We start from the raw sequence: 21,451 nt of genomic DNA, 5'->3' as shown, positions 1-21,451 counted from the left end.
TTTAACCTCTCATATTTATTAGCTGATTAAAATTAACCTGATGATTTTTATCATTTAGACTCAATATCTTTTTTGAAATCTCCTTAATATTTAAAGTAAAGTCAGTGTTAGGGAAAATCTCCGCCGCAACTTGCTGTTTTGACACCGCTTTTATTAAGTTTGCATCTCTTTTAATACTTCCAAGATAATTTAGTTCTTTTTTTAAAAAGTTTTTTACGACTTTCTGTAGATTGTTAAAAACAGTTTTACCCTGTTTATCACTATTTACCATATTAACAACAACATAAGGTATTAAATGCTCAGCTTGAAAATGAGCCACCTTTATTAGGGCATAAGCATCTGTTATTGCAGTAGGTTCGATGAGAGTAATAATAATAAAAATGTCAGAAAAAATAATGAATTTTAACACATTCTCAGCTATACCTGCAGCAGTATCAAAAATTATAAAATCATATTCTTTATCTAAGTAAAAAAACATCTCTATAATCTTATCAAAATCACTATCAGCCAAATTTGTCAATTCCATAAACCCACTTGATGCAGGAAATACATCAAAACCTTTAACATTATGAACAATCACATCTTCTAATTTAGCAGAACCATTTAAATATTCTTTAACTGTTACATTAGGTGCAATATTTAAAATTATATCAACATTTGCTAACCCTAAATCTGCATCAAACAAAAGAACTTTTTTCCCACTTAAAGCCATACAATAGGCAAGATTTACCGAAAAATTAGTTTTTCCTACACCACCTTTACCACTAGCTATAGCTATATACTTTGCCTTTCTATCTTTTAACCAAGCCATTTTTCTTAAAGCGCTCGCCTGATCCAATGTTAATCTCTCCAAACTTTTTGAATATCACTCAACAACTTCATAGCAATCTTTCTGCCATCTGGAATTTCAATATCTTCTGGAACATTTTGCCCTGTGGTAAACAACAATATTGGAATCTTTTTTAATATTGGAACATTTATTAGTGGGCCAAATCTTCTAGTCTCATCTAATTTTGTAAAAATTAGATATTCAGGTTTTAATAATTTATATCTGTCAAAAGTGTCATACATCTCATCATGATTTGAGCTCATGGATAATACCAAAATAGGAGTAATCACTGGGCTAATTTCAATAAATTTTAAAAGCTCTCTAATTTGAGCTTCATCATATTGACTTCTACCCATCGAATCTAAAAATATATAATCCAACCCAGACAACTCGTAAATATGTTCTTTTAATTCCTCTGGTGTAGATGCTACTTTCAATGGTATATTTACTATATCTGCATAAGTTCTAAGCTGTTCAACTGCACCTATCCTAAAAGTATCGATGGTTATTAGCCCTACTTTCTTTTGTAACTTTAAGCTCAAGGTTGCAGCCATCTTAGCTATAGTTGTTGTTTTTCCTACGCCTGTTGGGCCAATTAAAGCTATAACTTTTTGTTTTAATGAGGAAAAATAATCTTTTTCAATAGGTATTATCTCACCCAAAAGTTGAACCAATAAATTACTTAACTGAGCCCTATTTAACTCCGAGCTTATTCTTTTTTCTACCCTTTTTAAAAACTTATATGCTATAAGATCATCAACACCATTCTTTAACATTATATTAAAATATGGGATAAGCCTTTCGGGTAAATCTGCAGTGTGAATATCATCTTTTGATTTATTCCTTATTTCACTCAGCTGTTTTTTTATTTCACTTATCTCTTTTAATACTACTTCCAACTTATCCAAACCTAGCTTATTTGCAATATCTTCAATGTCTAATTTTTCCTTTTCATATTTAGTATTAACCCCTTTGTCCTTACTCTTTTTATCCGTTTGTGGCTCATAATCTATTGCTGCTGTCACTTCTATCATAGGTCTTGAAAACAAACCAAAACTATTATTTTTGACTATTTTTTTAGTAGATAATATTACAGCATCAGGCCCTAAGTCCCTTTTAATAAGCTCTATTGCTTCTTTCATATCAAACACTTCATATTTTTTTATCTTCATCTCATATCTCCACACTTCCTAATGATTCAATCTGAACATTTTCTGCAATTTCATTATGAGAAATTACATAAAGATTAGGTATAAATTTTTCTACAAATCTTCTAAAGGGGTATCTAATAGGTGGTGAAATTACTAATACTGGGTTTAATCCATTTTCGTTTATCTCTTTAGTTTTATCTATGAGTTTTTGTAACAATTTTTGAGCCGTTGTTGGTTCCATTACCACTTCTCTACCATCATCACCTTGTTGAATATTTTTAGCAATCATTTGCTCAATTTCAGGAGCGAGTGTAAAAACATATAATCTACTATCTGCTGCTAAAAGACTCTCTGTAATTTGACGCTTCAGGGCTACTCTAACCTTTTCAGTTAAATACTCAATATCCTTATTTTGGACACCATAAGCTGCCAATGTTTCTAAAATTGTAGGTAAATTCCTAATTGAAACCCTCTCTTTTAAAAGATTTTGTAATACTCTTTGAACTGTACCGATATCGAGAATATTTGGAATCAAATCCTCTACTAATTTTGGATACTTTTCCTTTAACCTATCAATAAGCTCTTGGGTTTCTTGTCTTCCTAACAACTCATATGCATAACTTTTAATGACTTCTGTTAAATGGGTAGAAATTACTGTTGAAGGATCAACCACCGTCATCCCTTCGATTTCAGCCTTTTCCTTTTCTATCTCATCCACCCATTTAGCTTCAAGCCCAAATGCTGGCTCTTTAGTAGGTATACCATCTATTGATTCGAGATCTCCATCTGGATTCATTACTAAATATTTATCTGGATAAACAGAGCCTGATGCTACCTTTACCCCTTTTATAAAAACCACATAGCTATTTGGCTCTATCTGTAAATTATCTCTAATTCTTATAGGCGGAACTATAAACCCCATTTCTAAAGCAATTTGTCTTCTTAAAGACTTAATCCTATTTAACAAAGTACCACCTCTATTTGAATCAACCAAAGGGATAAGATTAAAGCCTATCTCAAGCTCCATCAAATCAACATCTAACAAATCTTTTACCACTTCCTCCTCAGGGACTTCCTCTTTTTCCTCTTCACTAACCTCTTCTTTATCAACCTCTTTTTCCTTTGTACTCCTCATAAGATAACCTACGCCAAACATTAATATTGATAAGAAAATAAAAGATACTTTAGGCATACCTGGCACCAAGGCAAAGAAAAAGAGTATTCCACCCGCAACAAACATAATCTTTGAACTTTTAAAAAGTTGAGATACAAGCTGCCCACCAAGATCCTCATCATCTCCACTTCTAGTAACTACTATACCTGCTGCAGTGGATACAATCAATGCAGGTATTTGACTTACCAAACCATCACCTACTGTCAAAATTGTAAATATCTTTGCTGCATCCGAAACTGCAAGACCATGCTGAGCCACACCGATAATTAAACCACCTATTATATTTATAGCCGTAATAATTAAGCCAGCAACAGCATCACCTCTTACAAATTTACTAGCACCATCCATAGCGCCATAAAAGTCGGCTTGTCTTTGTATTTCTTCCCTTCTTTTTCTAGCCGTTTGCTCATCTATCAAACCTGCATTTAAATCAGCATCTATACTCATCTGTTTACCTGGCATAGCATCAAGAGTAAATCTTGCAGCTACTTCAGCAACTCTACCAGAACCCTTTGTTATCACTACAAAATTAATAATAACCAAGACTAAGAAAATTATAATACCAACCACATAATTACCACCAACAACAAACTGACCAAAAGCCTTAATTACTGCCCCCGCTGCATCTTCCCCTTCTGCTCCATGAAGTAAAATCCTTCTTGTTGTTGCCACATTTAGAGATAATCTAAATAGTGTGGCTATTAATAAAACTGTTGGAAAAGTAGAAAATTCTAAAGGGTCTCTTATATAAACTGAAACAAGTAAAATTATCACAGCAAAGGTTATGCTCATAGTAAGCATCACATCCAGCAAAAAAGCAGGCATAGGTAAAATCATAACAATCAAAATGCCTACAATTGCTATTGCTACTAATATCTCTGTCTGTTTTAAATATTTTAGAACACCAGTTTCTGCCACTATAAAGACCTCTAAAAGAAATTAGCAATCCTATTGCTTAATATTATTATTTTTCATCTTATACACAATAGCAAGTATTTCAGCAATAGCTTTATAAAGGTTTTCAGGTATTTCTTCCCCTATATCAACCTGTGAGAATAGTGTTCGAGCTAATGGTGGATCCTCATGAATAAAAACTCCATGCTCCTTTGCTATCTCCTTTATTTTAAGAGCCATTAATCTTTGCCCCTTTGCTACAACGATGGGAGCCTTATTCTTATTTGCATCATACTTTAATGCAACAGCATAGTGAATTGGGTTTGTAATAACAACATCAGCTTTAGGAACTTCTTCCATCATCCTTTTTCTTGCCATTTCTCTTTGCATACTTCTGATTCTTTGTCTAATAAGAGGATCCCCTTCCATTTGTTTAAATTCTTCTTTTACTTCCTGTTTTGTCATTTTCAGATCTTGCTCATACTGCCATTTTTGGTAAAAAAAATCTAAAATTGCCATTAAAAGTATTAAAAGACCTATTTTGAAGCATAATTCAAAAACCAGCTTGCCTAAAAATACTAAACTTGAAAAAGGGTCTGAATCGGCAAGCACTAATATTTGGTCAATTTTACCTTTCACAATTAAGTAAGCCACAAACCCAACAACAAATATTTTAAATAGTGATTTCAACAACTCTACAAAACTTCTTTTTGAAAAAAGATTCTTCAAACCATTAATGGGGTTTAATCTATCCCATTTCGGTTCCAACGCTTTAGGAGATACTAAAAAACCAAATTGTGCCACATTTACTAATAATCCCACTGTAATTAACAAAGCAAAAAAAGGGATTAAAACTTTTAAATAATATTGAAAAGTAAAATTAAACAACTCAATAGTGGAATTTTTCGTAATAATATAATTTGTTTTTGAAAGGATATGTTTTATAAATTTAGAAAAACTTTCAATTAAATATGGGGTATAAAAATATAAAAAAATAACACTAATAAGGAAAATAACAGCAGTTGACAACTCTCTACTTTTTGGGACATTACCTTCTTCTCTTGCTTTTTGCCTACGCCTAGGCGTGGCCTCTTCAGTCCTTTCAGCATCCCCTCTTTCAGGCATTACCCACCTAAAATTTTAAACAGGGTATCAATATCTTTTAAATATTGTAAAAATATTTTTTCAAATATCCTATAAAAGTAAGATAAACTTAGCGTTAAAACAAGCAATCCAAAAGCTATTTGAACAGGAAAACCAACAATCAAAACATTCATTTGAGGCACTAATCTCGCCATAATCCCCATTACAACATGCAATAAAATCAATGTTACAAGTATAGGTGCCACAATTTTTACTGCCGTTAAAAAAATAGTACCAAATCTTACAACCAAATAGATATAACTTTCGTTTTTAAATACAAACCTACCTAATGGAACATTTGTAAAAGAATAACTAATAGCTTTAATAATATATAGATGCCCATTAATTGCTAAAAAAATCAAAATCATTAGTATATTTTGAAATTGAGCTATAATAGATACTTGTGTATTTGTTTGTGGATCGAGTATATTTACCACTCCAAACCCCATCTGGAAACCTATTAATTGCCCACCAAATTGAACTCCTGCAAAAATAAATCGTGCCAACAAACCTGTTGCTATACCAATTAACAGTTCTTTTATAATTAACAACATCAAAAGTAATACAGGTATATTTTGAAAAGATATATCGGGGATACTACCTTTTAAAAGTATGGCAATTATTATAGAAATAAATAGTCTTAATCTAGCATCAACCACACCACTACCAAAAATAGGTGCTGTGAACAATATCCCATTAACTCTAATTGCGATTAAAAAGAAAGTTAATAAAAAATCTGTATTCAATAAATCATAAAAAGAATTCATCACATATTTTATTACCCTTTAGCTGCTTTATCTAAATATTCCATATATTGCACTCTTTCTAAAGCTTTTAATTCATCAAAACTATCCACCGCTTTCCCTTTTATATCTTTTAAAGATTCTACATTTAAATCATCTAAAATATTATTTAGATTATTAATGAGCTCTTTTGCATACGCTAACCCTTTTTTATAAAATATTGTTGCGAGCTGAACTACAGATGCCCCCATAAATAAAGCATCAACTATCTGCTTTGCAGTATGAAAACCTGTTGTAGCAGCAACATCAATATCCAGCTGGCTATATATCACCCCTATCCATCTCATCACATTGTAGCACTCTTTATCATTACTAAAGTAGTTAACTGGAACAAACTTCTTTTCCACATAATCATAATTTACCTGATAATACCTATTAAAAATGACTACAGCATCAGCACCAGCATCTTTTAATCTTTTAACCATATTTGGTATAGAAGAAAAGTAAGATCCAATTTTTACTGAAATAGGGATATTTAATCTATTTTTCACCTTATTTACGATTTCCACATATGTATCTTCTATAGCTCTTGGATCATCATTAATATTGAAAGAAATATACGAAATATTTAACTCCAATCCATCTGCACCAGCATCTTCTATCGATTTTGCAAAATCTAACCAAAGTTCACTATCGATGCAATTAACACTGGCAAAAATAGGTATTTTAACCCTTTTTTTTGCTTCTTTTATTATTTCCACATATTTAGATGCACCATAAGATAATATATCTATACCATAATCGTAAGCCTCTGGATGAAAGGTGTCAGAAACTGCACCCATCTTATTTTTAATAACTTCTTCAAACAAAGATGGTAATACTACTGCAGCTACACCATTTTCTTCAGCTTGACATAAATTTTCTACTTTTTTACCTAAAGCACAACTTGCCAAAACTATTGGATTTTTTAACTCATAACCCATATAAAAACTTTTCAAATCTGCCATAAACTTACCCCTCTATTCTTTTATTAACACTTCTCTTGGTTTTGATGTTCCATCACTGGGAGCAATTATCCCTTGTTTTTCCATTATTTCCACAATCCTTGCAGCTCTATTATACCCTATCCTCAAATATCTTTGTATCATTGAAATTGATGCATACCCTTTCTCTTTTACAAGTTCAAGAGCCTCATAATACTTTTCATCTAATTCACTTTCATCCAAATCTTCATCACTTTCAGCTTCTTCTTTGACAAGCTCCATATTATAAACTGGTTCAGCTAAATCTTTTAAATAATTTACAACTCTATTTATCTCACCTTCACTTACAAAACAACCATGAATTCTAATCGGCTCACTACTACCTGGAGGGATAAATAAAGAATCCCCTTTACCAAGGAGAACTTCAGCACCATTTTGGTCTAAAATAGTTCTTGAATCAGTTTTTGAAGACACCCTAAAAGATAATCTTGCTGGCATATTCGCCTTTATTATTCCAGTTATGACATTGACAGAAGGTCTTTGTGTTGCCAAGACAAGATGTATGCCAACCGCCCTTGCCATCTGAGCAATTCTTATTATTGCTTGCTCCACCTCTTTTCCTGCAACTATCATCAAATCTGCAAACTCATCTACCACTACTACCAAATATGGAAGCTTTTCTCCCCCTTCTTTAGCTACCAATTGATTATAAGAAATAATATTTCTTACTTTCCTTTCAGCTAATATCGAATATCTATGCTCCATCTCTTCAACAACATTTTTTAAAACATTTGCAGCCTTCCTTGGATTTACCACAACAGGAGCAGCAAGATGAGGTATCCCTTCATAAACACTAAGCTCCACCATTTTGGGATCAATCATAACAAATTTTACATCTTCATAGGATGACTTAAACAAAATTGAAGTAATAATACCATTTATTGCAACACTTTTTCCACTACCAGTGGTTCCAGCAATCAATAAATGTGGCATCTTTGTAAGATCTGTAATATATGGTTTCCCAGCTATATCTTTACCTAATACAACTGTTAAAGGCGACTTACTTTTTACAAACTCTTCAGCAGAAAGCAGCTCTTTCAAATATACAGTTTCTCTTTTTGCATTAGGCAACTCAATACCTACAACAGATTTTCCTGGTATAGGAGCAATAATCCTAACACTTATAGCACTCATAGCGAGTGCTAAATCACTTTCTAAATTAGCAATCTTACTTATTTTAATCCCTGGCGCAGGTTCAAACTCGTATAAAGTAACTACAGGTCCTGGTTGTATATCCCTAACTTTACCATCAACACCAAAATCTCTTAGTTTTTCTTCTAAAATCTGAGCATTTTTTCTTAATTCACTTTCTGAAATAGAAGTAACCTTACCATTATAATCATCCAATAAATCAATAGGTACATTGTATTTTGCTTTAGAAGCCTTTTTCACATTACTAATTTCGCTAATATTTAAATCATTATTACTATCTTCTGTATAAATAGTTTTTTCTATCTCTTCTTTTTCTTCCTCTGCACTTTCAACTATCCCATTTTTCTTTCCACCATTTTTATTATTCTGTTTTTTCTCACTTTTTTTCTTTAATCTTGGAAATGAAGGTAAACTAAAGTTTAATTTCCAGGCAAGCAAATCCTTACTTATGAAAAATAATGATAAGATAATCCCAAAAAATGAAAAGATTATAGCGCCTATCTTGCCCAAGATATTTACAAGCAGATACTTACTAAATATTCCAAGTAACCCACCAGCCTGCTTTGCATGAAAATAAGGGTCATTTTCTAAAATAGCCCCTAAAATAAATGAACAAAAAACAATTAAAGAAAAAAAAGAAAGGAACCTACCTATTATAGCATTTATCGATTTCCCTTTAAAAATGTCAACTAATACAAAAATCAAAGATAAAATAATCAATAATATTGGCGCACCAAAAACTGTACCTAAAAGATCAGCAAAATATGCACCAATTTTTCCAAAGCCATTATTAACATACAGTTTTAAATCAGTAAAAACAATATTACTAAATGATGGATCTTCTGGAGAGTAAGTGAATATTGACACAATAAAAAACACTAAAAAAAATAAAATAGATAATACTGATAAAATCTTCCTCTGTTTACTATCTAAAGCCATACTACTGTTATAAACCCCACTATTAGACAATATATAGCAAAAATAGTTAATCGACCTTTTTTAACTAAAGGTATTAAAACAGCTAATGCAATCAAACCACTGATAAAAGCAACAAGCATACCTATTAAATAACTATTTAGGTCAGATATCATAGAAATATCTATTTTTCTCAACTGTAAAATTGTTGCACCAAAAATAGCTGGTATTGAAATCAAAAAGGAAAACTCTGCAGCTTCCTCTCTCTTTACTCCCAGAAAAATTGCAGCAGCAATAGTGGAACCTGACCTCGAAATCCCTGGTATAACAGCTAACCCCTGAACAATACCTAAAAGAAAAGAGCTCTTACCATCAACTGGAAGTTTACCACTATATCTATCTGAAAGATACAAAATTATTGATGTCAATATTAATGCATAGCCCACATATACGGTAGAGCTAAAAAGTTTTTCTGCATATTTTTCTAAAGAAAACCCAATAATACCTGTAGGTATCGTAGCAATAATAATCCCCCATAAAAACCTTTTATTTTCAAAATAATCAATCCTGTATTTTCTTATAAACATGCCAAAAAATGCCTTTATAATCTTAGATAACCTCTTTCTAAAGTAGATAATAACTGCCATCATCGTAGCAAAATGCAATAATGTATCAAACAATAAGCCTGGCTGAGAAAAACCTTTAATTAAAGATTGCGCAATTACCAAATGCCCACTTGAGCTTACTGGCAAAAACTCTGTTAACCCCTGTATCAAACCTAAAATAATAGCATCATTAGTTTGCATAAACAATCCCTCAATTAAGTTAAATATTTAATTACTGGCCTTCTATCAAACCTTTTCTTAAAAAACCTTTTTACAAGATTAACAACCATTTCTTCCCTACTAATATCTGATTGTAGCATATTCTCTTTAACAAAACATCTCAATCTATTTTCATCTTCTTTAGTAATACTAAAACCTATCGTTTCAAACTTAAAATCATCTATAAAATCATTGACCAACACAATGCCATCCCTAGCAAGATTCTTTTTAATTTTTAGCTCATCCTCAGTTAATATAAAATCACCTCTAGAATCAATATATCTTTTGTTTATATCAAAATGATCTTTAGATTTAAGCACCCCTTTTTCAAATTTCAAAATATCTCCATCTTCTGCAAAAACTCCCTGCGTGTCAACATGATAGTTTACTTCATTCAAAAGCTCAATATGAATTTTTAAATGTCTATATTCTCCATGTATTGGTATAAGGTATCTTGGCCTAATAAAGCTCAACATCAATTTGGCTTCTTCTCTTGAAGCATGTCCCGAAACATGAATTTTTTTTTCTTCAATATCAACAACCTCAGAACCATAATAATAGAGTTTATTTATCGTGTTATTTAAATTTATCTCATTACCAGGGATTACTCTTGCAGAGATAATAAAAAGGTCACCCTTTTTTGCCTTCAAAAGTTTCCTTTCATTTGCAGCAATTTTATAAAGAGTTGAATTTACTTCCCCCTGACATCCAGATATTATGAAACACACTTGATTATCTTCCAATCTATTTGCCTCCTGCAAACTGATAAGGGTATCTTCCTTAAAACTTAACAGCCCCATATCCCTTCCAATCTTAACTGTTTTAGTAACAGAAGTTCCATCAACAACAATTTTTCTCCCAATCTGCTCACAAATTTCTATCACCTGCTTTATCCTATCCAAATTAGAAGAAAATGTGGTGAAAAAAATTCTACCTTGAGCCTGTAAAAAAACATCCAATAAATCCTTGAAAATTGAAGATTCAGAAGGTGTTAAACCATCATTAACCACATTTGTGGAATCACTCAATAAAGCTGTAACCCCTCTTTTGCCCAATTCCATAAATTTGTGAACATCAAAAGGCTTTCCATTTACTGGTGATTGATCCATCTTATAATCAGACACATGCAAAACCTTTAAATCATCATTTTCAATAAATAATGCATAAGTATCCTGAATAGAATGTGTAACATTCACAAATTCTATCTGGAATTCGCCAATAGAAACAACACTACTATCTTTTACTATTTCACTATCAATCTTAATCTTTTTCTCAAAAAGCTTATGCTCTAATAATCTCAATGTTAATTCACCACCATACACCTTCAAATCAAAATCTTTCAAAAGATATGGCACACCCCCTATATGGTCTTCATGACCATGCGTTAATATGATAGCTTTTAATTTATCTTTTATTTGGTACAAATAGTTCCAGTCTGGTATTATCATATCTATACCAGGATAATTATTATCGGCAAACTTAACCCCACAATCCACCAAAAATGCCGTATTTTCACTCTCATACAAATACATGTTCATCCCAATTTCACCAACACCACCCAAAAAAACTATACTGCTACTCATCAAAGCCTTCCAGATTTGAAATATCCATAGGTTAATAAAACCCCCATAATAAAAGAAAAACAGATCCCTAAAGCGCCAAAAATTGAAACCCCATACAATTTGGGACCAAAACCTTCTATCAACATTATTGTACTTGATAAAACTGTAGATGAAATTAAGATACTAAAACCAAGCCTATTAAAAGCTTTGTCATGATGCTTTATATATTCATCAAAACTTTCTATTAAATGCTCAACATTTTTTTCGATTTTATATACTTGTTTCTTGACCCTTGCATAATCTTCAGGGATATTTTTGAAAATATTAATATAACTTTCCGTAAATTTTAATAGTTCTTCTTTGAAACTTTCAAAATTATAACTATCTTTAACATATTTATATGCATACTTTTTTGCAAATTGCAGCATATTAAATTCTGGATACAATTTTTTCCCTGTTGCTTCTAAAAACATAAATGTTTTCATAATCAAAAAATAATCTTTTGGAAAATAAAACCTATATTTCCTAGCAACTTTAAATATACGCTCAAAACTCTTCTTAAAATTAATCCTATTCAAATCTTTACCATATACAGGCAATAATGCATCCATCAAATCAGATTTTATTGCTCTTAAATCACTCTCATCATCAATTATCCCAAAGGAAACCAGCTCATCCACAAGTTTATTAACATTAAAATCGATTAGATAAGAAAAAACTCTACTTAAATGAACAAGTAGCTTATCATCAATTTTCCCTATAATACCAAAGTCTAATAATACAAGATTCCCATTTTTATCCACTAAGAAATTTCCAGGATGAGGATCTCCATGAAAAAGATTTAATTCAAAAACCTGTTTCAAATAAAATTCAACGCCTAAAGTTGCAAGTTTTTTTGTATCATATCCAAGACTTTTAAGAGTGCTTACTTCATCGATAGAAATCCCTTCGTGATAGCTCATTACAATAATATCTTCATTACATAGCTCTTCAACTACTTCAGGTATTATTACACCAGGAAAATATGCAAAAAACTCTTTAAATTTTTTCATATAAGCAATTTCTATTTCAAAATCTAATTCTCTTTGGATCTGAGAATAAAATTCACTCAGGTATTCAGTAACTTTAAGTTCCTTTGCTTCAGGGATATATTGCTCAGCAAGGCCTGCCAACCATAAAATAATTGCAAAATCCGTATCAATAATCTCCTTTATATTGCCCCTTTTAATTTTAAGGACAACATCCTTCCCATCAGTTGTGACTGCATGATATACCTGAGCAATAGAAGCTGCAGCTAAAGGTTCAACATCAATCTTTATAAAATATTTGTTCAAATCTCCATATTTTGCCTTTAACCTTTTCTCAACTTTTTTAAATGGCTCAGCCTTTACAGAATCATGAAGCTTTGTGAGCTCTTTTATAAAATACTCTGGTAAAATATCATCCCTTGTACTTAACATTTGCCCCAGCTTAATGAAAGTAGGGCCAAGCTCTTCAAGCATCAACCTAAATCTTACTTCAACAGGGAGCTTTGCACTCCTTTTGTATCTTCCAAATGTTACAATCTTTTTACCAAAACTGATCAACGAAGATAGATAGATATCATCTAAAAACTTACCAAAACCATGCCCAGCTATAATAAACAGAATTTCTCTTAATCTGTTGATATTTCTAAACTGCTTAGTAAAAAACACCTAACACCTCAAATATATTTGATTTTACCACATTGTATACTATTTTCAATAAAATAGATTAAAAGAACCCATTTCAACAAAAGAATATTTAATCATTTACAATTACAATCAATAACCTTTATTTATTTTTTTCAAACAAAACTACTTCAAACCTATTTCCACCATATTTATTTTCATAAACAGATACAAACCCTTTATACATTTGAGAGATATGTTTTACAATTGCAAGCCCCAATCCTGTCCCAGATTTCTCTTTATTTCTTGATTTTGATACTGTATAAAATCTTTCAAAAATTCTTTTCTTTTCAGCCTCAGGAATTATAGGACCCTCATCATCAACATAAACAGTAACACTTTTTAACTGACCCTCTTTTTTTACCATTACATACACATTTTTCCCCATAGAATATTTTATTGCATTATCAATCAAATTTTTTAATACGCTAATGAGATGAACTTTATGAACAAAAATTTTTTCTTTTGTATACTCAAAAAATAATTTTTTTCCGCAGTTTTCATAATTTAACCTTAATTCATCAATAACATCTTTTATACAAATTGGATCTTCAACAACAAAATCAACCTTTTCATGCTCAAGTTTATGAAGATAAATGACATCTGTTACTAACTCGTTAAGTCTTTGCACTGCATCATAAATTTTGTTTATAAAGAGTTCTCTTTTTGATTCTTCAATATTTTTATTAAGCATCAAAGTTTCTGCATAGTTTGCAATTAAAGCCAGAGGAGTTTTTAATTCATGTGTCAAATTCCCTATTATTTCAGTTTTAAAACTATTATAATTTTTTTGTGCCGTAATATTTGACATTATGATATAAAATAAATTTTTGTTTATGTCCCCCTTTTTAATTAAAAAAACTTCACCCTTATAATTAATTTCACATTCATACTTAATCCCATCTAATATTTCATTAAAAAAGTTAATCGATTCTAAATGTCTTAATGCAGCATAAATATTTTTATTTAAATCAGTTGGAGAAAAACTAAATAACTGAGCAGATGTATTATTAAAATAAATCAAATTTCTCTTTTCATCATAAACAATTATTGCGTCACTAACTTTATTCAATAAAGCAAACAGATTTTCTAAAGTTATCATTCTAATTTGTATCCAATTTTAGGTACAGTCTTTATTAAATTACCATAATTGCCAAGTTTTTTTCTCAATGAAGCCACATGCGCATCAACAGTCCTTGTAAACAGATCCGCATCATAACCCCATATATGGGTTAAAAGCTCTTCTCTAGTATAAACTCTACCAGGATTTTTTAAAAGAAGCTTAAGTAGTAAAAACTCCTTATAGGTAAGGTTTATTTCCTCATTATCAATAAAAACTTTTGCTTTTTTTTCATCAAGAGCAATCTCTTTAAACTGTAATTTATCTGACTCATCATCAATTTGGTTCATCTTCAAAAATTTTTTAACTTTGGCTATTAACACTCTAATACTAAAAGGTTTTGTAATATAATCGATCGCACCCAATTCTAGATGTTCTACAATAGATTGTTCTTCATCTTTTGCAGATATAATAATTACAGGTATTTTCTTAAATTTTTCATCAAATTTAATAATTTTTAAAAACTGTGTCCCTTTTAAACCAGGGAGCATCAAATCAAGTAAAATCAGATCAGGGACTATTTGATCCATTATAATAATTGCATCGTTAGCATTTTCAGCTTCAATACAGTTAAAACCAGCATTTGATAAATTAAACGATATTACCTCTCTAAGAGCACCTTCATCTTCAACAATCAATATAGTTGACATTTTTAAAGGTCTTCAATATGAATATGCCTAATCACTTTCCCTGTAGCCATAAAATAAACTAATTCAGCAAGGTTTGTAGCATGATCAGCTATCCTTTCTATTGACCTTGTAATAAACATTAACGAAATAGCACCTTTAGTTTTTCTGATATCCTCAGCAATATATGTCAATAGTTCTCTAATTATTTGCTCATGCAAACTATCAATAAAATCATCCCTTTTGATGATTTCCAGTGATTTTTCAACATTTTTGTCAAAATAAGCATCAATAGCATCTTTAACCATCAAACCCGCAGCATCAGCCATTTTTGGTAAATCTATATATGGTTTAATAGGTGGAATCTGATTTATCTTAATAACCTCTTTTGCTATATCCACATTGTGATCACCAATTCTCTCTAAATCTACGATTAATCTCAATGCAGTAACAATACTTCTTAGATCAATAGCTTTTGGATTGTATAATGCCAAAATTTCCAAGCATAATTTATCAATATCTACATCTAACTTATCAACTTCCTCATCAAGATCGATAACCTTTTGCGCTAAATCAGAGTCCCTTTCCACAAGAGCTCTTACATTATAGCTCAACATATCAACAACTAACTGAGACATCTTTGCAATTTTTGTTTTAATTTCAATTAATCTTTCTTCTAACGCTTTCATAGCACACTCTATAAATTATCGTTATAACATTCTTCTAACTTCATCTTTAATACTACAAACTCAGATTGAGAGATTTTCCCATCACTTTCAAACTGCTTTCTCAAATTTTTATATTCATCAATAAGATCCATTTTAAAGCTATTTTCACACACTTCTAAATCACTCTTAAGCGCATTTTCTTCAGACTTACCTATAGAAAGATTTGCTGTAAAAATGATGTATAATACCAATAATAAAAATCCAGCTAAAGCCTTAATTATAAATTTGCCTTTATCCCCTTTTCCCATTTTTTCCTCCAAATATTGATATAACCGTTATAAATAGCATAATAATAAGATTATCAAATATTTCAACACCATTTTGTAATGATTTTTTTATTAACCAAATCTACCTGTAATATAATCTTCTGTCATCTTTTTATTTGGTCTTGTAAATAGTGTAGAAGTCTCATCATATTCGATAAGTTCTCCAAGATACATAAATGCCGTGTAATCAGAGACCCTTGCAGCCTGTTGCATGTTGTGTGTTACAATAATTATAGTAACCATCTCTTTTAATGAATGTATCAAATCTTCAATCTTACCTGTTGCTACTGGATCAAGTGCACTTGTTGGTTCATCAAATAAAATTACTTCAGGCTCTACAGCAAGAGCTCTTGCAATACACAATCTCTGTTGTTGCCCACCTGATAATCCACTTGCTGAATCATTTAACCTATCTTTTACCTCATCCCAAAGAGCAGCATCTTTTAATGCTTTTTCCACACGATCACTTAATTCCGATTTATTTTTAATCCCTTTCAGTTTTAGACCATAAGCCACATTGTCAAATATACTCATTGGAAATGGTGTAGGCTTTTGAAAAACCATACCTATCCTACTTCTCAATTCTATCAAATCGATCTTATCTCTTAATATATTTTCACCATGAAATAAAATCTCTCCCTCATATTTATTCAAATGGTATAAATCATGCATCCTATTAAAACATCTCAAAAAAGTTGTTTTACCACAACCAGATGGGCCTATTAAGGCTGTCACCTTCTTCTTGTAAATATCCAAGTTAATATTTTTCAATACTTTATTCTCACCGTAGTAGAAATTAAGGTTTTTTACTTCAAATATCACTTCACTCATCTTTTGTATCTCCATTTTATCAGTAATCTTGCAATAATAGTTACTATCAAAATTGTAAATGTTATTATAAAAGATGCTGCCCAAGCTTTCTGATGCCAATCTTCATAAGGCCCCATAGCATATTGAAATATTGTAACTGTTAATGAAGGGGTTGGCTCATTCAAATTCATGGTAAAAAATGAATTATTAAAAGAAGTAAACAATAATGGAGCAGCTTCACCTGCAACCCTTGCTATTGCCAAAATTACCCCGGTTAAAATACCAGTCGCTGCACCTTTATAAACTACATTTAATATCACTTTATAATATGGAGCACCCAGAGCAAAAGCAGCTTCTCTTAATTCATTAGGTATCAGCTTCAACATATCTTCAGTAGTCCTGACTATGATTGGTAACATAATAATTGCAAGAGAAACACCACCAGCCCAGCCACTAAAATGCCCAAGTGGTCTTACCATAACAGCATATACAAAAGTACCCACTACAATTGCAGGAATACTTATCATTATATCTGCAAGTGTACTTACAAACTTTGCTAATCTACTATTTCTACCATATTCAGCTAAATAAGTCCCACCTAATATTCCTAGTGGAACACCAATAACTGTGGCTACTAAAACAATCAAAATTTGACCTACAAATGCGTTTCTCAACCCTCCACCTTCTATGCCCGGAGGAGCTGGATCTTCCAAAAAGAGAGAAGGTGTTATATACTTTATCCCTTCTTTTAAAATATCATATAAAATAAACACTAACCAAAAGAGCCCCAACATTGCACAAAAAAATGCAATTGCCAAGGCTACCATGTTTATAATTTTTCTTTTTCTAATGTTATTTCTCACTTGCACGCCTCAACATGTATTTAGCAAAAGCAAGTATAACAAAGCTTGATATAAAAAGTATCAATGCAAGATAAAACAAAGAGGATAGATATAAGTCGGAATCCGCTTCTGTAAATTCATTTGCAAGAGTTACTGTAATTGTAGCTGCAGCATCAAAGAGAGAAGAAGGGATTTTATGATTATTTCCCAAAACAAAAGCAACAGCCATCGTCTCACCAAGAGCCCTTCCAAGCGCAATAACTATACTACCATAAATTCCAAACTTAGAATGAGGCAACATTACATCTCTAATAACTTCCCATTTTGTAGCTCCCATTCCATAAGCTGACTCTTTTAATACTTGCGGAGTCAGGTTCAATGTGTCCCTTGTAATACTTGCAATAAAAGGTATCAACATAATACTTAAAACCATACTAGCAGTCAAAATATCAATACCTAAAGGTGTGCCCGAAAACAGTTTTCCAACAATAGGTATTGGTGATAAATATTTTTGCAAAAAAGGTTCAATGTAATTTCCCATAATTGGAGCAATTGTAAACAAGCCCCACATACCATAAATAATACTTGGTATTGATGCCAACATCTCAATAGTAGTTCCAAAAGCACCTTTTAAAAAAGGTGGACAAAGCTCAACAATAAAAATAGCTATCCCTATAGCAACAGGAATAGCAAAAATTAAAGCCAAAACTGTAACAACCACCGTACCTGTAAGCATTGTTGCAGAACCAAAAATTTCTGCTACAGGATCCCATGTTTTTGTAAACAAAAATTTAAATACCCCAAATTTTGATATTGCCTCTTTTGATTCAAATACCAATGAAATAAATATACCTGAAACTATGAGTAAAACTATGATAATACCACTAAAAGTAACCCATTTAAATAAATTGTCAAAATATTTGTATTTCTCTTTTTTGACCATATCATTCACATCCAGATTTAATGTTAACGCTTAAATATCATATTTAAATAATTTTTTTGTAAAATTTTTGTAAAAATTTTGGATAAAAAAATCGGGCATTTAAAGCCCGATGTAGGTTTTGAAAAAATTTTAATATATACCTATCTCCTTCCAAAAGCCTCTTATATTTTCTTTCAAATTTTCTGGAAGTAGCACATAAATTAGTTTTTCTGCTATCTCATCACCATTTTTAAATGCCCAGTCAAAAAACTTAACAACCCTTTTATTTGCCTCAGTATTCTCTTTAGCAAGCAATATAAATGATGCTCCTGCGATTGGCCAGGAATCTTTTCCTGGAGCATTTACCAACCATAAATAGTACCCTTTTTTCTTATCCCAATTGGCGTTGGCAGCTGCAGCTTTAAAAGAATTAAAAGAAGGTATAACAAAATTATGTTCCTTATTTTCCAATGCTACATAAGTTAACTTATTATTTTTAGCATAAGCAAACTCCACATACCCTATAGAATTTCTTACCCTTTTAACATAATTAGCAACACCCTCATTACCTTTACCACCAATACCAACAGGCCAATTTACAGACTTTCCAACACCAACCTTATTTTTCCAATCCACTGAAATCTCAGCCAAGTATTTGGTAAATATTGCAGTTGTGCCAGAGCCATCAGATCTGCGCACAACTGTTATTTTAGCATCAGGTAATTTTACATTTGGATTTACTTTTACAATTTCTGGATCATTCCAGTTTTTGATCTCACCTAAAAATATTTTTGCTAAAACATTGCTTGTTAACTTTAATTCACCAGGTTTTATCCCAGGAATATTAACAACTGGTACTACTCCACCAATGATTGCAGGAAATTGATATAACTTATTTTTTCAAGCTCTTCTGGCTTTAAAGGTGCATCACTTGCACCAAAATCTACTGTTCTATTTACAATCTGTCTAACTCCGCCACCTGATCCAATAGATTGATAATTTAGTCTAACTCCAGTGTCTTTATAATACTTATAAGCCCATGCACTATAAACTGGATAAGGGAATGTTGCTCCAGCACCATTGATTATCTTTTGTGCTGAAAAGACTGTCATTGAAAAGGCCAATATTAAGCCAAAAACTAAAGCTATTTTTTTAATCATTTAACACCTCCAAATCATGTGTTATGGAGGATATAAAATAGGATTGTTATATTTTTCACTTATTTTTGTAAAAATTTTGTAAAATAAACAAGATAGTATTTACTATCCAAAATAATCACAAAAAGATTTTATTAAAGAGACTAATCTACTTTAGCAATAAAGAAGTGCAAGGTGATAAATTCTAGGATTTATAATTTGTGTTTATAAAATCAACTTGTAATATTTTTGAACATGTCAACAGATACAAATCTGATAATAGAATTTCGTAAATCGTAATCAATAAAACTTTAAGTCGCAATCCCTTCGAGCAGGGTAACAAATTCCAACGTGATTGAGGCAACAATATCTATTAAAGTTAATGGTGAGTCGCAATCCCTTCGAGCAGGGTAATAAATTCCAACTTGATAAAAGAAAGGCTTGAACCGATAGGTTTTAAAGTGTCGCAATCCCTTCGAGCAGGGTAACAAATTCCAACTGTTAATATTATTATTTTTGCAGGTTATTTTGATGCCCTTAAGTCTCAATCCCTTCGAGCAGGGTAACAAATTCCAACGCCACCTTTTTTACTATCACATTATCAATCAGTTAGCAACCCATTATTAAAGTTCTCCGTTTTATTTTTAACTAATTACTATTCACTATACCCTAATTTTCTAACTTATTGATAATTAAGCATAAAAATTTTTAAGTTCAGCAAAATTAAACATAAACTAACAAATTGATAAATATAAAGATTTTATTTTGCCATCATTTTTTATGGAGAACTTAAAAAAATGGCGTAACCATTTGATATGCCTACAATATAACCAAATTTTGGCTAATTTTCAAACTCCCAGCCAAAATAACTGCCCAAATTTTAATCACCTCATCACAAAAATATTCAATTATCAAACAACATTTATAATAATTATATCATGAATATTTTTATGAGCAAGTTTTTGCCTGAAAATTCTTTATTGACTAATTTAATTGATTATGGAGGCGGCGGGAATCGAACCCGCGTCCGAGGAAACTTCGGCTTGAGGCGCTACATGCTTAGCCTATGTTTTTTAGTCCTGCTGGCGACCCCATAGGCAGGGTATCCAGCAGCAAGCCTCTAACATCTCGCATACCGCTTAGAGGCATCACGGTACGCAAAGCCTGCTAAGTCGGCGCCCAACATGAGACCGCAGGCAAGCCTCATGTGGACGTCGCTGCGTTAATTAAGCAGCGAGTGCAAGTTCGTCGTTTGCAACTATTTTTGTCTGGTTGTTTAACGAGGAACCAGACCTCGGCATGCTCCTCAAACCTACATTTTCCCCGTCGAAACCTTTCGCCCCCTTACTTGCAATATTTAAATTAAAAATTTTTTAAAACAAATCAATATTATTTTATTTTGAATTTATTTTTTAAAGTTCTTGAAATCTCTCTATCTAAATCCTTTTTCTTAATAGATTCTCTTTTATCATGCAACTTCTTACCTTTAGCCAGAGCAATTTCTACTTTGACTAAATTATTCTTTAAATAAACCTTTAAAGGTACTAATGTCAGCCCCTTTTCCTGAACTTTTCCAGCAAGTCTTGATATTTCTCTTTTGTGCAATAAAAGCTTTCTTGTCCTTGTTGGATCATGATTCATTATGTTCCCTTGTTCATAAGGCGAAATATGACAATTTAACAAAAATGCTTCACCATTATTTATCCTAATAAAAGAATCTCTTAAATTTATTCTACCATTCTTAGCAGATTTTACCTCTGTTCCTTTAAGCACAATTCCAGCTTCATATTTTTCTATTATTTCATAATCATGATAGGCTTTTTTGTTAGTTGCTAACACTTTCATAACTTTTATATTACCCT

18 protein-coding genes, 1 other RNA gene and 1 pseudogene are annotated in these 21,451 nt (G+C 31.5%); all 20 read right to left on the bottom strand.

From position 1 onward, the window contains the following. Position 1: 1 nt before the first annotated feature. Positions 2–853: a MinD/ParA family protein gene (locus tag OWM07_RS02495; protein ID WP_423302092.1), complete on the bottom strand. Its 852-nt coding sequence runs from the start codon at positions 851–853 to the stop codon at positions 2–4. Continuing rightward, entirely contained in the window at positions 841–2,001 is a 1,161-nt protein-coding gene (flhF, locus tag OWM07_RS02490; protein WP_423302091.1) for a flagellar biosynthesis GTPase FlhF, read from the bottom strand. Before flhF ends, OWM07_RS02495 begins: the two co-directional genes overlap by 13 nt. 1 nt (position 2,002) lies before the next feature. Then, positions 2,003–4,072, bottom strand: coding sequence for a flagellar biosynthesis protein FlhA (gene flhA / locus OWM07_RS02485; protein ID WP_423302090.1), 2,070 nt, complete (start codon positions 4,070–4,072; stop codon positions 2,003–2,005). Positions 4,073–4,102: 30 nt separating this feature from the next. Next, positions 4,103–5,173 (bottom strand): flagellar biosynthesis protein FlhB, encoded by a 1,071-nt coding sequence (gene flhB, locus OWM07_RS02480; RefSeq protein ID WP_423302089.1) that lies wholly within the window; start codon positions 5,171–5,173, stop codon positions 4,103–4,105. Beyond that, positions 5,173–5,958 carry a flagellar biosynthetic protein FliR gene (gene fliR, locus OWM07_RS02475; protein WP_423302088.1) on the bottom strand — a complete coding sequence of 262 codons (786 nt, stop codon included), beginning with the start codon at positions 5,956–5,958 and terminating at the stop codon, positions 5,173–5,175. Before fliR ends, flhB begins: the two co-directional genes overlap by 1 nt. Positions 5,959–5,969: 11 nt before the next feature. Next, a complete protein-coding gene (locus OWM07_RS02470; protein ID WP_423302087.1) occupies positions 5,970–6,941 on the bottom strand; it encodes a dihydroorotate dehydrogenase-like protein in 972 nt (323 codons plus the stop codon). A gap of 12 nt (positions 6,942–6,953) precedes the next feature. Beyond that, positions 6,954–9,068: a DNA translocase FtsK gene (locus OWM07_RS02465; protein WP_423302086.1), complete on the bottom strand. Its 2,115-nt coding sequence runs from the start codon at positions 9,066–9,068 to the stop codon at positions 6,954–6,956. Then, complete coding sequence (gene uppP, locus OWM07_RS02460; protein ID WP_423302085.1) at positions 9,059–9,850, bottom strand: undecaprenyl-diphosphatase UppP; 792 nt, start codon at positions 9,848–9,850, stop codon at positions 9,059–9,061. The genes OWM07_RS02465 and uppP overlap by 10 nt, the downstream gene beginning before the upstream one ends. 14 nt (positions 9,851–9,864) lie before the next feature. Next, positions 9,865–11,451, bottom strand: a complete 1,587-nt coding sequence (locus OWM07_RS02455) for a ribonuclease J (protein WP_423302084.1) — start codon at positions 11,449–11,451, stop codon at positions 9,865–9,867. Then, positions 11,451–13,124 carry an ABC1 kinase family protein gene (locus OWM07_RS02450; protein ID WP_423302083.1) on the bottom strand — a complete coding sequence of 558 codons (1,674 nt, stop codon included), beginning with the start codon at positions 13,122–13,124 and terminating at the stop codon, positions 11,451–11,453. The genes OWM07_RS02455 and OWM07_RS02450 overlap by 1 nt, the downstream gene beginning before the upstream one ends. Positions 13,125–13,242: 118 nt before the next feature. Next, positions 13,243–14,241 (bottom strand): sensor histidine kinase, encoded by a 999-nt coding sequence (locus tag OWM07_RS02445; RefSeq protein WP_423302082.1) that lies wholly within the window; start codon positions 14,239–14,241, stop codon positions 13,243–13,245. After that, positions 14,238–14,909 carry a winged helix-turn-helix domain-containing protein gene (locus OWM07_RS02440; RefSeq protein WP_423302081.1) on the bottom strand — a complete coding sequence of 224 codons (672 nt, stop codon included), beginning with the start codon at positions 14,907–14,909 and terminating at the stop codon, positions 14,238–14,240. The genes OWM07_RS02445 and OWM07_RS02440 overlap by 4 nt, the downstream gene beginning before the upstream one ends. 2 nt (positions 14,910–14,911) lie before the next feature. Next, on the bottom strand, positions 14,912–15,574 hold the full coding sequence (gene phoU / locus OWM07_RS02435; RefSeq protein ID WP_423302080.1) for a phosphate signaling complex protein PhoU: 663 nt from the start codon (positions 15,572–15,574) through the stop codon (positions 14,912–14,914). 8 nt (positions 15,575–15,582) lie between these two features. Further along, positions 15,583–15,861 (bottom strand): hypothetical protein, encoded by a 279-nt coding sequence (locus OWM07_RS02430; protein WP_423302079.1) that lies wholly within the window; start codon positions 15,859–15,861, stop codon positions 15,583–15,585. Positions 15,862–15,951: 90 nt separating this feature from the next. Beyond that, positions 15,952–16,710 carry a phosphate ABC transporter ATP-binding protein PstB gene (pstB, locus tag OWM07_RS02425; protein WP_423302078.1) on the bottom strand — a complete coding sequence of 253 codons (759 nt, stop codon included), beginning with the start codon at positions 16,708–16,710 and terminating at the stop codon, positions 15,952–15,954. Beyond that, positions 16,707–17,552: a phosphate ABC transporter permease PstA gene (pstA, locus tag OWM07_RS02420; protein ID WP_423302077.1), complete on the bottom strand. Its 846-nt coding sequence runs from the start codon at positions 17,550–17,552 to the stop codon at positions 16,707–16,709. The genes pstB and pstA overlap by 4 nt, the downstream gene beginning before the upstream one ends. Further along, on the bottom strand, positions 17,542–18,474 hold the full coding sequence (gene pstC / locus OWM07_RS02415) for a phosphate ABC transporter permease subunit PstC (RefSeq protein ID WP_423302076.1): 933 nt from the start codon (positions 18,472–18,474) through the stop codon (positions 17,542–17,544). Before pstC ends, pstA begins: the two co-directional genes overlap by 11 nt. A 129-nt stretch (positions 18,475–18,603) precedes the next feature. Further along, a pseudogene (gene pstS / locus OWM07_RS02410) lies at positions 18,604–19,613 on the bottom strand (phosphate ABC transporter substrate-binding protein PstS). 973 nt (positions 19,614–20,586) lie between these two features. Next, positions 20,587–20,933, bottom strand: a transfer-messenger RNA (tmRNA) gene (ssrA, locus tag OWM07_RS02405). A gap of 45 nt (positions 20,934–20,978) precedes the next feature. Continuing rightward, entirely contained in the window at positions 20,979–21,434 is a 456-nt protein-coding gene (gene smpB / locus OWM07_RS02400) for an SsrA-binding protein SmpB (protein WP_423302075.1), read from the bottom strand. Positions 21,435–21,451: the final 17 nt, after the last annotated feature.

Source organism: Deferribacter thermophilus (assembly GCF_049472675.1).
In the GTDB taxonomy this organism is placed as follows: domain Bacteria; phylum Chrysiogenota; class Deferribacteres; order Deferribacterales; family Deferribacteraceae; genus Deferribacter; species Deferribacter thermophilus.
Note: the sequence above shows the minus strand (reverse complement) of the source record. Positions and strands in the feature narration are given on the sequence as shown.

Bases quoted from the DNA above. Each gene is read 5' to 3' on its own strand.
- flhF (WP_423302091.1), bottom strand. From the start codon at position 2,001: ATGAAGATAAAAAAATATGAAGTGTTTGATATGAAAGAAGCAATAGAG.
- flhB (WP_423302089.1), bottom strand. From the start codon at position 5,173: ATGCCTGAAAGAGGGGATGCTGAAAGGACTGAAGAGGCCACGCCTAGG.
- fliR (WP_423302088.1), bottom strand. From the start codon at position 5,958: ATGAATTCTTTTTATGATTTATTGAATACAGATTTTTTATTAACTTTC.
- OWM07_RS02470 (WP_423302087.1), bottom strand. From the start codon at position 6,941: ATGGCAGATTTGAAAAGTTTTTATATGGGTTATGAGTTAAAAAATCCA.
- OWM07_RS02465 (WP_423302086.1), bottom strand. From the start codon at position 9,068: ATGGCTTTAGATAGTAAACAGAGGAAGATTTTATCAGTATTATCTATT.
- uppP (WP_423302085.1), bottom strand. From the start codon at position 9,850: ATGCAAACTAATGATGCTATTATTTTAGGTTTGATACAGGGGTTAACA.
- OWM07_RS02455 (WP_423302084.1), bottom strand. From the start codon at position 11,451: ATGAGTAGCAGTATAGTTTTTTTGGGTGGTGTTGGTGAAATTGGGATG.
- OWM07_RS02445 (WP_423302082.1), bottom strand. From the start codon at position 14,241: ATGATAACTTTAGAAAATCTGTTTGCTTTATTGAATAAAGTTAGTGAC.
- OWM07_RS02440 (WP_423302081.1), bottom strand. From the start codon at position 14,909: ATGTCAACTATATTGATTGTTGAAGATGAAGGTGCTCTTAGAGAGGTA.
- phoU (WP_423302080.1), bottom strand. From the start codon at position 15,574: ATGAAAGCGTTAGAAGAAAGATTAATTGAAATTAAAACAAAAATTGCA.
- OWM07_RS02430 (WP_423302079.1), bottom strand. From the start codon at position 15,861: ATGGGAAAAGGGGATAAAGGCAAATTTATAATTAAGGCTTTAGCTGGA.
- pstB (WP_423302078.1), bottom strand. From the start codon at position 16,710: ATGAGTGAAGTGATATTTGAAGTAAAAAACCTTAATTTCTACTACGGT.
- pstC (WP_423302076.1), bottom strand. From the start codon at position 18,474: ATGGTCAAAAAAGAGAAATACAAATATTTTGACAATTTATTTAAATGG.
- smpB (WP_423302075.1), bottom strand. From the start codon at position 21,434: ATGAAAGTGTTAGCAACTAACAAAAAAGCCTATCATGATTATGAAATA.